Source organism: Serratia sp. JKS000199, assembly GCF_900215455.1.
GTDB classification, from domain to species: Bacteria; Pseudomonadota; Gammaproteobacteria; order Enterobacterales; family Enterobacteriaceae; genus Serratia; species Serratia ureilytica.
The window spans coordinates 2,273,192-2,285,200 of the sequence record NZ_LT907843.1; the positions used below are offsets into that span (position 1 = coordinate 2,273,192).

The 12,009-nt window shown below is 56.7% G+C and carries 12 protein-coding genes; 4 read left to right on the top strand and 8 right to left on the bottom strand.

Annotated features, from left to right (window positions below):
- Positions 1 to 164 precede the first annotated feature (164 nt).
- Together CPH57_RS10920 and CPH57_RS10925 are read left to right on the top strand one after the other, a co-directional pair.
- A complete protein-coding gene (locus CPH57_RS10920; RefSeq protein ID WP_060660592.1) occupies positions 165 to 812 on the top strand; it encodes a hypothetical protein in 648 nt (215 codons plus the stop codon).
- Positions 802 to 993 carry a hypothetical protein gene (locus CPH57_RS10925; protein ID WP_033643456.1) on the top strand — a complete coding sequence of 64 codons (192 nt, stop codon included), beginning with the start codon at positions 802 to 804 and terminating at the stop codon, positions 991 to 993. Before CPH57_RS10920 ends, CPH57_RS10925 begins: the two co-directional genes overlap by 11 nt.
- Positions 994 to 1,043: 50 nt before the next feature.
- Here the strand turns inward: CPH57_RS10925 and cbl are convergent, their stop codons facing one another.
- The 3 genes from cbl to chaB all read right to left on the bottom strand — a co-directional run bounded on the left by cbl (position 1,044) and on the right by chaB (position 3,472).
- Complete coding sequence (cbl, locus tag CPH57_RS10930; protein WP_033634950.1) at positions 1,044 to 1,997, bottom strand: HTH-type transcriptional regulator Cbl; 954 nt, start codon at positions 1,995 to 1,997, stop codon at positions 1,044 to 1,046.
- A gap of 301 nt (positions 1,998 to 2,298) precedes the next feature.
- Positions 2,299 to 2,994, bottom strand: coding sequence for a gamma-glutamylcyclotransferase (locus CPH57_RS10935; protein WP_033643457.1), 696 nt, complete (start codon positions 2,992 to 2,994; stop codon positions 2,299 to 2,301).
- A gap of 250 nt (positions 2,995 to 3,244) precedes the next feature.
- Entirely contained in the window at positions 3,245 to 3,472 is a 228-nt protein-coding gene (gene chaB, locus CPH57_RS10940; protein WP_033643458.1) for a putative cation transport regulator ChaB, read from the bottom strand.
- Between the two features lie 130 nt (positions 3,473 to 3,602).
- On the opposite strand from chaB, the gene CPH57_RS10945 reads away from it, so the two are divergent.
- Together CPH57_RS10945 and chaA are read left to right on the top strand one after the other, a co-directional pair.
- Positions 3,603 to 4,421, top strand: a complete 819-nt coding sequence (locus CPH57_RS10945; protein WP_033643460.1) for a siderophore-interacting protein — start codon at positions 3,603 to 3,605, stop codon at positions 4,419 to 4,421.
- A 292-nt stretch (positions 4,422 to 4,713) separates the two neighbouring features.
- Positions 4,714 to 5,817 carry a sodium-potassium/proton antiporter ChaA gene (gene chaA, locus CPH57_RS10950; RefSeq protein ID WP_025303229.1) on the top strand — a complete coding sequence of 368 codons (1,104 nt, stop codon included), beginning with the start codon at positions 4,714 to 4,716 and terminating at the stop codon, positions 5,815 to 5,817.
- Between the two features lie 36 nt (positions 5,818 to 5,853).
- On the opposite strand, the gene lpxO is transcribed toward chaA, so the two are convergent.
- The 5 genes from lpxO to efeU all read right to left on the bottom strand — a co-directional run bounded on the left by lpxO (position 5,854) and on the right by efeU (position 11,822).
- Complete coding sequence (lpxO, locus tag CPH57_RS10955; protein ID WP_025303230.1) at positions 5,854 to 6,756, bottom strand: lipid A hydroxylase LpxO; 903 nt, start codon at positions 6,754 to 6,756, stop codon at positions 5,854 to 5,856.
- Between the two features lie 247 nt (positions 6,757 to 7,003).
- The gene (gene phoH / locus CPH57_RS10960; protein WP_015378226.1) at positions 7,004 to 7,792 is read right to left on the bottom strand and encodes a phosphate starvation-inducible protein PhoH; all 789 of its coding nucleotides are present in this window, start codon (positions 7,790 to 7,792) and stop codon (positions 7,004 to 7,006) included.
- A 717-nt stretch (positions 7,793 to 8,509) separates the two neighbouring features.
- Positions 8,510 to 9,808, bottom strand: coding sequence for an iron uptake transporter deferrochelatase/peroxidase subunit (efeB, locus tag CPH57_RS10965; protein ID WP_096242341.1), 1,299 nt, complete (start codon positions 9,806 to 9,808; stop codon positions 8,510 to 8,512).
- Positions 9,809 to 9,819: 11 nt separating this feature from the next.
- On the bottom strand, positions 9,820 to 10,956 hold the full coding sequence (efeO, locus tag CPH57_RS10970; RefSeq protein ID WP_096242342.1) for an iron uptake system protein EfeO: 1,137 nt from the start codon (positions 10,954 to 10,956) through the stop codon (positions 9,820 to 9,822).
- 20 nt (positions 10,957 to 10,976) lie between these two features.
- Entirely contained in the window at positions 10,977 to 11,822 is an 846-nt protein-coding gene (gene efeU / locus CPH57_RS10975; RefSeq protein ID WP_033643493.1) for an iron uptake transporter permease EfeU, read from the bottom strand.
- Between the last annotated feature and the right edge of the window lie 187 nt (positions 11,823 to 12,009).

Here is a 12,009-nt window from a genome sequence, read left to right on the forward strand (position 1 = left end):
GTTTTGATTATTAGAGCGAGGATTGCGCGGCCGATCGCACTCTCGCGGCACCTCGCAGCAATTGCCCATTGTCTTTGCGGCGCGATTCGCAGCGATGAAAGTCGAGGTTTGAGTCTGTTTCATCGGGTGATTAACGTGAGCTCGGTCACCCAAAGGACGGGCAAATGGAAAACCATCCATCAGAAAATGGCTTCTCACTCCGGCATGAGAGAGCGATAGAGCAAACATTGGCAGATATGAACAGCGTGCTGCTTGAGTCGGATCTCTTTATGACTCGTCTGACGGTACAAGACCGGCGCTGGCAAAAAGGCAGAAAAAACGGCCATACGTTAAATTGGCGCTCTCTCTTTAAATATCATGCCCAAATGCCCATAACTTTCGCTTTTGTCTACCGGCGAATAACCAGCCCGCTGAGCCGTGCAGGCTTTTGTCTGTGCCGTTATCTCCAGGCCGAGAACGTTATTGAACTTGTCGCGCTGGAGAATTTCTCCTTGCGCGAAACGCAACATCCACTGAAAGGCAATATGCTGCGCAACTGCTTGCAGGCTCTGTATCTGTATGGCCTGAACCTGCAAGAACAGGGGCTGACGCCGGCGTCTCCGCCGGACATGCTGATCAGCCACGCCATTAATCACCGCGTGTTGGCGCTGTATACCCGTCAGGCCGCCTTTGAAGTGATACCCGGTACCATGACATGTAAAACCAGCTTCAACGCACTGAAAAAGTACATACAATCGCTGGAAAAATACGGTGCCAAATGTGATAAGGTGCGTACAAATAACGCGCAAAAAGGAAGCAAAAATGAAAAATAAGGATCTGACCGACCCGACGCTCTCCATTCAAGAGCAAAAACGCATCGCCATAGAGATTTTACGTCAGTACCATCGCTGGGAGATGGCCAACCCTCGCCCCCCCGAAGAACTCCCGGAATGGGAAGCCATCGGCCCGTTCAGAAAAAGTAAACGTCATCTGATCGAACGTACCGACGACTGATCCCGCATTAGCCCGCAAGCAATCCGGTCCGGCAGGGCAATGACGCGCTGTTAAATCTGGTAATCAATCACCGCGTCCAGCTGCGACGAGAAGACCTTGTCTTTTATTTCGGTCAGCGACAGCGTCGGGTTGCACAGTTGGATAAAGCGCCAGGCATAGTTGCGCTGCAGCTGGCTGCGTTTCAGGCCCAGCCATACCGTATTAGGCTCAAACAAATGCTCGGCGTTGAGACTGACCAACCCGCGATCGCGCTCTTTTTCATACGACATGTCCGCCAGCACGCCCACGCCTAACCCCAGCTCGACGTAGGTTTTAATCACGTCGGAGTCCTGCGCGCTGAGCGCGATGTCCGGGGTCAGGCCCGCCGCTTTGAACGCCGCATCCAGCTTCGCGCGCCCGGTAATGCCCTGGCGGTAAGTGATCAGCGGCAAGGTGCTGAGCATCTCCAGCGTCACCTGCGGCTGACGCGTCAACTCGTGCCCTTCCGGCACCAGGATGGTGTGATGCCAGCGGTAGTAAGGGAACGCCGCCAGCGATTCGTCACTCATCAGCCGTTCGCTGGCGATGCCGATATCGGCTTCTCCGGCGGCCAACATCGAGACGATCTCCTCAGGGCTGCCCTGATTGAGCACCACCCGCACCCGCGGATAAAGCGCGCGAAACTCTTTGATTACCCCCGGCAGACTGTAACGCGCCTGAGTGTGCGTCGTTGCGATATGCAGCTGCCCCGAGTCGTTGCTGCTGAAAACGTCCGCCAGGCGACGGATGTTGTTGGCGTCGTTGAGAATGCGCTCCGCCACCACCAGCAGCTCTTTGCCGGGTTCGGTCATGCCCAGCAGCCGTTTGCCGCGGCGAATGAATATTTCAATGCCCAGCTCTTCTTCCAGCTCGCGAATATGCCGACTGACGCCGGACTGCGAGGTAAATAACGTATTGGCGACCTCAGTCAGGTTGTAGTTGCAGCGCGCCGATTCACGAATAATTTTTAATTGTTGAAAGTTCATCCCCGTCTCCCTGTTTCTTCCAGTAGCGTTAGCCATATTGATACGGAGTCCGACGAGTCTGAACAAATAAGAAATAACCTTTACTTATGCAATTTAATACTAAGTCGATCATTCTGCTTCGCAGGTGGGGTGGGAAACTGACAAAAAACAGCTAATGACTTTAAAAATAACGGGATAGATAACCACAATAAAAACATGCCTTCAATCGCTGCGCAAATTAAAGTTATTAAATATAGGCATTAGATATAAAAAAAGGGCTCAGCATGCTGAGCCCCTCACCGTTCGTATTCCCGCAGCAGCCTCAGGCGGTGGCCTCGCTGCCGATGCCGCCGGTGCGGTTCTGCTGCAGCCACTGCTGTACACAGCGCACCAGATCGCCGATGCAATCATCCTGCATGCCGTGGTGCTTCAACTCGTTATCCAGCGCAAACAGATATTGCGCGTTGGTGCCCAGCGGGCCGCTGGCGCTGGCGATCAATGGCGCAATCACCTGGTAGCTGGTGTCTTCTTCAAACAGCGGATGCTGCGGGTTCATCACGAACACCAACGCAGTAACCTTCTCGCCGCCATCCAACTGCAGCTCGCACCAGGTGGGCACGTAGCAATCGGTCACCATTTCGCGCTTCCAAAGCAGCTCCAACTCTTCACGCAACTTGCTTTCCGGCAAACGAAACGCCAGGCCCGTGGTGTGGCCGCCGGCTTTTAACGCCAGCATGCGCCCCGGCTGATGCAGCGTGCCGCGCCCGGCGGTCAAGCGCATGCAGAACGCCCGGTGCCAGCCCTGCAGCGTGGCCGGCCGCACTTCTTCCGATTCGAAAACTGGATTCCACATCAGCGAACCGTAACCGAATATCCATACGGGGCTGTGATCCGGCCGGCGCGATAAGGTGCAATCCAACGAGGCTGCACGCTGTTCAGGCGTCAGCAACAACGACTCCTCAATAGCGCCGAATGCAGTTTTGCAATCCGCTTTTTGCAGAAAATCTCGCGTTAACACTGATATTACCTCCCGGGAATACGATTTCTCGCCTTCCCTCGCCACTGCTGAACCTTTGATGTTTTATTTTCGGCTGCGGATTTTTATTAATTCAATCACCGCGCCTTATAAGAATGACCTTATTCTTTTCCTGACGTGCAATCAAGTTACAAAGCGGCGTTAAAGTGAAAAAGTATTTGTACTGAGCAGCAATAATATTAATTGCCGGGCTCCACATAATGTCTGCGCGATTTTACTGCGTGATAATTCGTTACTTTTTATGCCAGCGTTCGTCGTCGCCCTTGCGATAGCTTTGCTTGACCGCCGCCCAGGCCACCTTATGCGCCGTCTCTTCCCGGCTGTCGTCACCGCGCCGCTCATCGGGATCCCGGTATTGTTGCCAGGCGCTGTTGAACGCTTCTTTATAGATCGCCTGCGCATGTTCCGGCAGCACATGCTTAACGTTGTCCGGCAAGTCGTTCGTGCTGTGGTAGGGCATATGGCCTCCCCTTTCAGGATGAGTGAACCTTAAGCCTAGCCCACATGCGGTTTCGTCTCAATTAGCAAACAATTCTCATTATCAAACGACATGTTATACTCACCGCCAAACGAACTATAAGGAGAATCCCGTGACTACCGAAGCCCCTCGCTCACGCGCCCCCTACCTGATCGCCGTCAGCCGCGTACAGGACATGACGCCGCACCTGCGCCGCATTACCTTTACCGCTCCCGATCTGCGTTACTACCCGGCCAATGCCGCCGCTGCACACATCAAAGTCTTTTTGCCGCTCGCCGGCCAGACGCAGCCGGACCTGCCGACGCTGACCGAAAACGGCCCGCGTTGGGCTGCGGACGCCGTGCGCCCGATCGTGCGCACCTATTCCATCCGCGCCGTGCGCCCGGAACTGGCGGAAGTGGACATCGAGTTCGCCATTCATGATCATCAGGGCCCGGCGGTGGACTTTGCACGCCAGGCGAAAGCCGGTGATAAAATCGGCATCAGCAACCCGGGCGGCCCCAAGCCGATGCTGCCGGCCGCCGACTTCTACTGCCTGGCGGGCGATCCTTCCTCACTGCCTGCGCTGGCCGCACTGCTGGAAAACCTGCCGCCACACAGTGCCGGACGCGCTTTCGTCCGCGTCGACAGCAACGCTGACGTCATTGACCTGAAGAAACCCGCCGACGTTGAGGTCAATTGGGTCGTCGGCGGCACGGAGAAGACCGACGAGTTGGTCGCTCGGTTCCGCGCGCAGTCCCTGCCGCAGGGCGAAAGCCACTTCTGGCTCGCCGGTGAAGATCGCCTGGTGGTAGAGCTGCGCCGCTACCTGCGTCGCGAACGTCAATGCGATCGTAATCGTCTTTATGCCGTGCCTTACTGGCGTGAGGGGCTAAATGAAGAGGGTTACCACAATAAACGGCATGAAATCATGGACAACATTGACGACTGACGGTCTCATTTTCCTTGATTAACCACGAGCTAAACAAGTAAACACGACTTTTCTCAAATCTAACGCTAAAAATTGGCGTTATTGCGTAAAAGTAAGTAAATAAAACCGCACCCCGTGCGGTTTTTTTGTTACCCTGATCACATAAGCAAGCAATTGCTTTCTCAGATAAAACAACATCACACCGGCGCCGCGGGTGTATCCTAATATAAAATACCTACTGGAAACGCAACGTTGCCGTATCACGGCGACCGGCGCTGACGGGCTACGCTGTTTGAGAAGGAGTGCCACCCTCATGAAGTCGCAACACGATCCTGGCCGATCCACCAAATCTCGCCACACCGAATACTCGCTGATCTTCCCTATCGCCGCGCTGGTGGTGTTAAATCTATGGGGCAGCACCGATAACTTTCCGCTGATCGTCGGCATCAATATTCTCGCGCTGGTGGGGATCCTCAGCAGCGCCTTCAGCGTGGTGCGCCACGCCGACGTGCTGGCTCACCGATTGGGCGAACCCTACGGCTCGCTGATCCTCAGTTTGTCCGTCGTGATCCTCGAAGTCAGCCTGATTTCCGCGCTGATGGCCACCGGCGACGCCGCGCCGGCGCTGATGCGCGACACGCTGTACTCCATCATCATGATCGTTTCCGCCGGCCTGGTCGGCTTTGCGCTGCTGCTCGGCGGGCGCAAGTTCGCCACCCAGTACGTCAACCTGGGCGGCATCAAACAGTATCTGATGGCGATTTTCCCGCTGGCGGTGATCGTGCTGGTGTTCCCGAGCGCGCTGCCAGGCGGTAACTTCAGCACCGGGCAAGCGCTGCTGGTGGCGTTGATCTCCGCCGCCATGTATGGCGTGTTCCTGGTGATCCAGACCAAAACCCACCAGAGCCTGTTCGTGTACGAGCATGAAGACGACGATGGCGACCCGCACCACGGCAAGCCCTCTTCGCACAGCAGCGCCTGGCACGCCGCCTGGCTCATCGTGCACCTGATCGCGGTTATCGCCGTCACCAAGTTCAACGCCAACCCGCTGGAAGGCCTGCTAACCAAGATGAATGCACCGGCGCAGTTCACCGGTTTCCTGGTGGCGCTGTTGATCCTGTCGCCGGAAGGCCTGGGCGCGCTGCGCGCCGTGTTGAACAATCAGGTGCAACGCGCCATGAACCTGTTCTTCGGTTCGGTGCTGGCGACCATCTCCCTGACGGTGCCGGCGGTGACCATCATCGCTACCCTGACCGGGCAGACGCTGATCTTCGGCCTGCAAACGCCGCATATCGTGGTGATGTTGACGGTGTTGCTGCTGTGCCAGCTGTCGTTCTCGACCGGCCGCACCAACGTGCTGAACGGCACCGCCCACCTGGCGCTGTTCGCCGCCTACATGATGACTATCTTCGCCTGATCAAAAAGGGGCGCACTCTGTGCGCCCCTGCCTTCGTTATACCGAGAAGAATATCGCCGCGGCGATCCCCCCGAACAAAATCCACTTGATGATGTAATAACCGGTGCGGTTCCAGGCCTTCAGGCGTTTCCCCACCCGGCGTATCGCATAGATGTATTTGAACATCTTGTTGACGCCGCCGGTGCGATCGCCCTCTTCATTCGGCGCGGTGGCGGCGCTCATCAGGTTGCGCCCCAGCCAGTGATTCACCGCCTGCGCCCAGCGGTAGCGCATCGGCCGTTCGATGTCGCAGAACAGGATCAGACGATTCTGCCCGCTCTGGTTTTCCGCGTAGTGCAGATAGGTTTCATCGAACATCACCCCTTCACCGTCGCGCCAGCTGTAGCGCTCACCGTCCACCTCAATGAAGCAGCGGTCATCGTTGGGGGTAATCAACCCCAGGTGATAACGCAGCGAACCGGCGTAAGGATCGCGGTGGCGCGGCAAACGGCTGCCGTCCGGCAGTTCGGCGAACATCGCCGCTTTGACCGAAGGCAGGCTGCGCAGCAGTTCCGTGGTCTGCGGGCACAGGGTCATGGCGGAAGGATGGCTGTCTTCATACCATTTCAGGTAAAAGCGCTTCCAACCGGTCTTGAAGAACGAGTTGAAACCGGCATCGTTGAATTGATCGGACGCTTTGATCTGCTGGATCTCCATCAGCTTCTGTCCTTCGTCGCGGATGGTTTCCCAGTTCTCCCGCAGTACCGCCAGCTCAGGGAACTGCTCCGGCTTCAGGTACGGCGTAGTCGGCACACGAGAAAACAGATACATGAAGACGTTCAGCGGTGCGGTAAAGGTGGAATGGTCAGACAGCTGCCGCCAAACGTTGTAGCGCACCCGTCCGCGGTAATGCACATAGACGACGCATAAAATAAGCAAAATCAGAATGATGTATTTCATGTTTGAATCGCAGCAAGGAACCCACACTCAATGCGCCGCGCGGCGCACACCCCAGAAAATGTCCTTTTGGCGGCGCAGGCAAACTGCGCGCCAATCTGGAACCCATTAATCATTAACGCTAACTCAACGAAAATCTATACAGAAAACCACAATAATTTACACAAAGGTTAAACGAGAGCGGAAACGAGAGCGGAAATGGGGGGTGATAAAAAAGGCCGCCGAAGCGGCCTTTCCATTAGCGGATAGGTTAACTGTAAGCGTTGAGCGTGCGCTGGCACAAAGCGGAGCGCACGCAGTCCTGTTTTTCAAAGCGGATAACGCCGATCATCTCGTCCTCTTCGAAGCGCTCCAGGGCATCGCTGAGACCGGATTTCACGCCGCGCGGCAGGTCGCACTGGGTCACGTCGCCGTTAACGATAACCGTCACGTTTTCCCCCAGGCGGGTCAGGAACATTTTCATCTGGCTGGCGGTCACGTTCTGGGCTTCATCCAGGATAACGACCGCATTTTCGAAGGTGCGTCCGCGCATATAAGCGAACGGCGCAATCTCTACCTTGCCGATTTCCGGGCGCAGGCAGTACTGCATAAAGGAAGATCCTAAACGACGTACCAGAATGTCATACACCGGGCGGAAATAAGGGGCGAACTTCTCGGAGATATCCCCCGGCAAGAAACCGAGGTCTTCATCCGCCTGCAAAACAGGACGGGTAACGATAATCCGATCCACCTCTTTATGGATCAGCGCCTCCGCCGCCTTGGCGGCGCTGATAAATGTTTTGCCACAGCCGGCTTCGCCGGTGGCGAAGATCAGCTGCTTATTCTCTATGGCTGATAAGTAATGACCCTGAGCTTCGGTTCTAGCCTCGATGGGTGAGCTATCGCGCTTGTCTCGCGCCATGCCGATAGACTCGACTCCCCCCATTTGCACCAGCGAGGTCACAGACTCTTCTTCCAGCTGGCGATGACTACGAGCGTCACGACGAATAACGCGTTTCGCTTCACGACGTGCTTTGATCACTGCTTTCTGTCTACCCATAGTGGCACCTTACAGTTTGTTTCACCTACCGCAACGGCCAGGCCGTGCGATTATGTTTCACACACGTATTAGGTTTTGGCCTCCTCCGAGCCAATAAGAGCCAAGGGACAATGTGAATTGACGGCAACGCTTAAGCGCCGTTGCTTCACGGGACAACGCGGACTGCATCAATAAACGTGGAGTAAAAAGTGGTGAGATTCGGTAGCGATAAGAGTGCGGAGTTGCCGGTAAAAGAGAGTCGGAGAGAGAACCCTCGTTACAACGAGAAATCAGGGGAGATGTGTTATTTTTTCTTTCCAGCCCAACCAAGGACTTTACCATTAGCGATCCCCGCAGTGATATTTACAGCTTCAAGCTGTGCACCGTGTGAAAACTACCGCCAGATGATTACAGTATAATGACATTCAATCCTGTCGCGTTACTAAAATGTAAAAAAATTTTATATGTTTTGTTTTTAGTTATCGCTAAAACACTATATCACGCGCGACACGTCATTCCATAAAAAATTTTAACATATAAATTTCAATGAATTACAATTAAAAACCGCGAATGACACTTTGGTTTCCTGATTAAATTTTGCACAGCCCAAAAACGCGGGCGGTGTGTGCTTTTTAATCCATAGGCCAGGTGTCGAATTGACTTTCGACGCTCAATCTTCCGTACGGCAGGCAACACAAAGTAAAACGAGGCAGGCGAGCCCGCCTCGTCATTGCGCGCTCAGGCCTTGAGCAAACCGCTGGCCAAATAATCGCCGCGTTCTTTCACGCCCGGCAGCACGAAGAAATACCCGCCGCCAATCGGCTTGATGTATTCCTCCAGCGCTTCGCCGTTCAGCCTTTTTTGCACCGTCAGGAAACCTTTCTCCAGATCGGCCTGATAGCAGACGAACAGCAGCCCCATTTCCAGCTGGCCGGCATTGGATACCCCCAGTGAATAGCTGTAGCCGCGTCGCAGCATCAGATTGCTTTGGCTTTCCGGCGTGCGTGGGTTAGCCAAGCGAATGTGCGCGTCCATCGGGATCACCTTGCCGTCGGGATCGTTCGCGTAATTCGGCTCGTCATGTTCATGCTTCATGCCCAGCGGCGCGCCGCTGTGCTTCTCGCGGCCGAAAATGGTTTCCTGCTCCTGCAGCGGCGTGCGATCCCAAAACTCGACGCGGAAACGAATAATGCGCGCTGCCTGGTAGCTGCCGCCCGCCGTCCACGCCGGTTCACCGACGCTGTCGCCGACCCACACCACCTTATCCATCAGCGGTTTGTCGTCGGTTTTCGGGTTGGCGGTGCCGTCTTTGAACCCCAGCAGGTTGATCGGCGTCTCTTTGCCTTTGCTGCGCGCCGCGTGCGCGGAGATAAATCCTTCCCGCTTCCAGCGCACGCTGAGCAGATCCGGCGAATGCTTGATGATGTCGCGCAGTGCGTGGAGAGCGGTTTCGTTGGTGTTGGCGCAGATCTGCAGCAGCAGGTCGCCGTGGCAAAGCGCGGCGTCCAGCGCATCGTTGGGGAAGCGCGTCATCTTCTGCAACCGCAGCGGTTTGTGCGCCTGCAGGCCAAAGCGTTCATCAAACAGCGATGCGCCGACCGAGACGGTGATGGTCAGGTTGTCCGGGTAAATCTCCGGCCCCATGATGCCGGAATCGAGCGGCGGCAGCTTGGCGTCCACCTCCGGCGCCTTGCCGCCGTGGGTCAGGAACGCGATGCGATCGGTCAGCAGCCGGAACAGGCGCTCCAGATCCGCTTTGCTGGTCGCCAGCACGTCGAACGCCACCAGCATCATCGCCGCCTGTTGCGGGGTCAGCACCCCGGCCTGATGGCGGCCATAAAACGGCTGTTTCTGCCAGCGCTCATCCTGCGGCGTCGCCAACGGCTCCGCCACGTTGCCCGTCGCCTGCGCCAGGCGGGTGCCGCCCAGCGCCAGTGCGCTTAGCCCCAGCCCCTGCAGCAAACGGCGCCGCGAAGGCGATGCCGCCCCCTGAGAATGCGGATGAGGCCCGTTATTCGGGCCTGCCTTGTTGCTCATAACCGTATGCCTCAGTCCAGACCCAATACGCCGCGCAGTTGGGAAAGGTCTTCCGCCAGCGTGGTGATCGGCCCTTTCAACGCATTGCGATCGGCATCGGTCAGCTTCTCATAGAACTCATAGCCCTCTTTGGTTTGGTACTTCGCCAAAATGGTGTCGACGGTTTTGAAGTTGGCGTCGATCTTGTCCAGCAGCGGCTTGTTGGCCTTGGCCAACAGCGGGCGCAGCAGGTTGACTATCTTCTGCGCGCCGTCGACGTTGGCCTGGAAGTCCCACAAATCGGTGCGGCTGTAGCGGTCTTCTTCACCGCTGATCTTGCTGGCCGCCACTTCTTCGATCAGCCCGGCTGCGCCGCCCACCACCTTGCTCGGCGGGAAGGTCAGTTCACTCACGCGCTTTTGCAGCTCTACGGTGTCGTGGTACAGGCGATCGGCGTAGGCGCCCATGTCTTTGGTGGAGTTGTCGGCAAACAGCGCCTTCTCGAGGCGGTGGAAACCGGTGAAGTTAGGATCCGCCGCTTTCTTCTCGTAGTCGTCTTCACGGGCATCGATGCTGCCGTCCAGATCGGAGAACAGCTCGGCGATCGGCTCAATGCGCTCATAGTGCTGGCGGGTCGGCGCGTACAGCTTGCGCGCTTGTTCCACGTTGCCGGCCTTCACCGCGTCGGTAAACAGCTTGGTCTGTTTCACCAACCCATCGACTTCTTTGGTGACGTAAACCTTGTATTCGGCAATCGGGCCGACCAGGTCCAGCGCGTTCGGCTTGCCGTCGGTGGCGCCGTTGGCCGCTGCGGTGACAGTCAGTTTGCCTTTCGGGTTGCTGAGCAGCCCGCAGGTCATGTCATATTCGCCCGCCTCCAGCGTGGCGGTCATTTTCTGGGTAAAGCCCGGCGCGATGTTCTCACGCTCTTCCACCACCATCACCCCTTTCAGGATTTCCCATTCGACGTTTTTCTGGCTGGTGTTGTGCACCACAAACTGCGTCTTGCCGGCCGGCACCGTCAGCTGCATCGGGTCGCACTGCTTGTCGTTGACCGTGACCTTGACCTGCGGCACGTCCGCCGCCAACGCGTTGATGCTCAGCGCAAACGCCGGGATAGCCAGTAATGCTGCGTGCAACGCCTTGCGGCGAAATAACGGAGTAGACATACGAGATTCCCTATTAAACATTAATGATTGATTTTACGTTGCGCCGGGGCCGCTGCCGGCTCCGCGCGCTGCGGCAGAAAGAAGAAAATCAGCGCCGGGATCAAATACAGGAAGTAGACCGCCACTTCGCTGACTGTCGGCGCTTCCTGATAACCGAGGATGCCTTCCAGCAGGGTGCCGAACAGCGAATGGGTCGACAGGGTGCTGCTGAAATCGAAGGCGATGTCCTGAAAGTGGTTCCACAGACCGGCTTCGTGGAAGGCGCGGATCGCCCCGGCGGCCAGCCCGGCGGCGACGAACAGAATGAACAGGCTGGTCCATTTGAAGAATTTGGCCAGATGCAGCTTCACCCCGCCCCAGTAAATCATCATGCCCAGCACAATGGCGGCGACCAGGCCGAGCACCGCACCGATCGGCGCTGCGGCGCCCACGTCTTGCTGAAACGCCGCCAGCAGGAAGAATACCGACTCCAACCCTTCGCGAGCGACGGCGAAGAACACCATCGCCACCAGCGCCCACCCCTGCCCTTTACCGGCGCTGAGCGCCTGATCGATCGCCCCTTCCAGATGTACCTTGACCGACCTGGAGACTTTGCGCATCCAGAACACCATATAGGTGAGGATCAGCACCGCCACCACCGCCACGATGCCTTCGAACAGCTCCTGCTGTTTCTGCGGGAACTCGCCGGTGGTCTCATTGATGAAGATGCCGAGCGCCAGACACAGCGCCGCCGCGACAATCACGCCGATCCACACCGCGCCCAGCCATTGGCTGCGCTGCGTGCGCTTCAGGTAGCTGGCGATCAGGCTGACGATCAGCGCGGCCTCCAGCCCCTCACGGAACATGATAAGAAAGGGAACGAACATAACTAATCACCCCTGAAAAGACCGCGGCGGCAGAGAAAACCGGCTCGCAATGAGCCGCGGCGAGTATGTAAAGAAACGTAAAATACAACGAGAGTGATTATCATTCTGCCAAAAAGAAATACAAGAGGCGCAAGCGTGATTTTTTCTAATCAAATGTCGCCAGGTGTTACAGCTGAATGACAGTGGC

Coding starts and splice junctions, on each gene's coding strand:
- efeO (WP_096242342.1), bottom strand. CDS start 10,956: ATGTCTACTCCGTTATTTCGCCGCAAGGCGTTGCACGCAGCATTACTG.
- chaB (WP_033643458.1), bottom strand. CDS start 3,472: ATGCCCTACCACAGCACGAACGACTTGCCGGACAACGTTAAGCATGTG.
- chaA (WP_025303229.1), top strand. CDS start 4,714: ATGAAGTCGCAACACGATCCTGGCCGATCCACCAAATCTCGCCACACC.
- efeB (WP_096242341.1), bottom strand. CDS start 9,808: ATGAGCAACAAGGCAGGCCCGAATAACGGGCCTCATCCGCATTCTCAG.
- CPH57_RS10925 (WP_033643456.1), top strand. CDS start 802: ATGAAAAATAAGGATCTGACCGACCCGACGCTCTCCATTCAAGAGCAA.
- cbl (WP_033634950.1), bottom strand. CDS start 1,997: ATGAACTTTCAACAATTAAAAATTATTCGTGAATCGGCGCGCTGCAAC.
- lpxO (WP_025303230.1), bottom strand. CDS start 6,756: ATGAAATACATCATTCTGATTTTGCTTATTTTATGCGTCGTCTATGTG.
- CPH57_RS10920 (WP_060660592.1), top strand. CDS start 165: ATGGAAAACCATCCATCAGAAAATGGCTTCTCACTCCGGCATGAGAGA.
- phoH (WP_015378226.1), bottom strand. CDS start 7,792: ATGGGTAGACAGAAAGCAGTGATCAAAGCACGTCGTGAAGCGAAACGC.
- efeU (WP_033643493.1), bottom strand. CDS start 11,822: ATGTTCGTTCCCTTTCTTATCATGTTCCGTGAGGGGCTGGAGGCCGCG.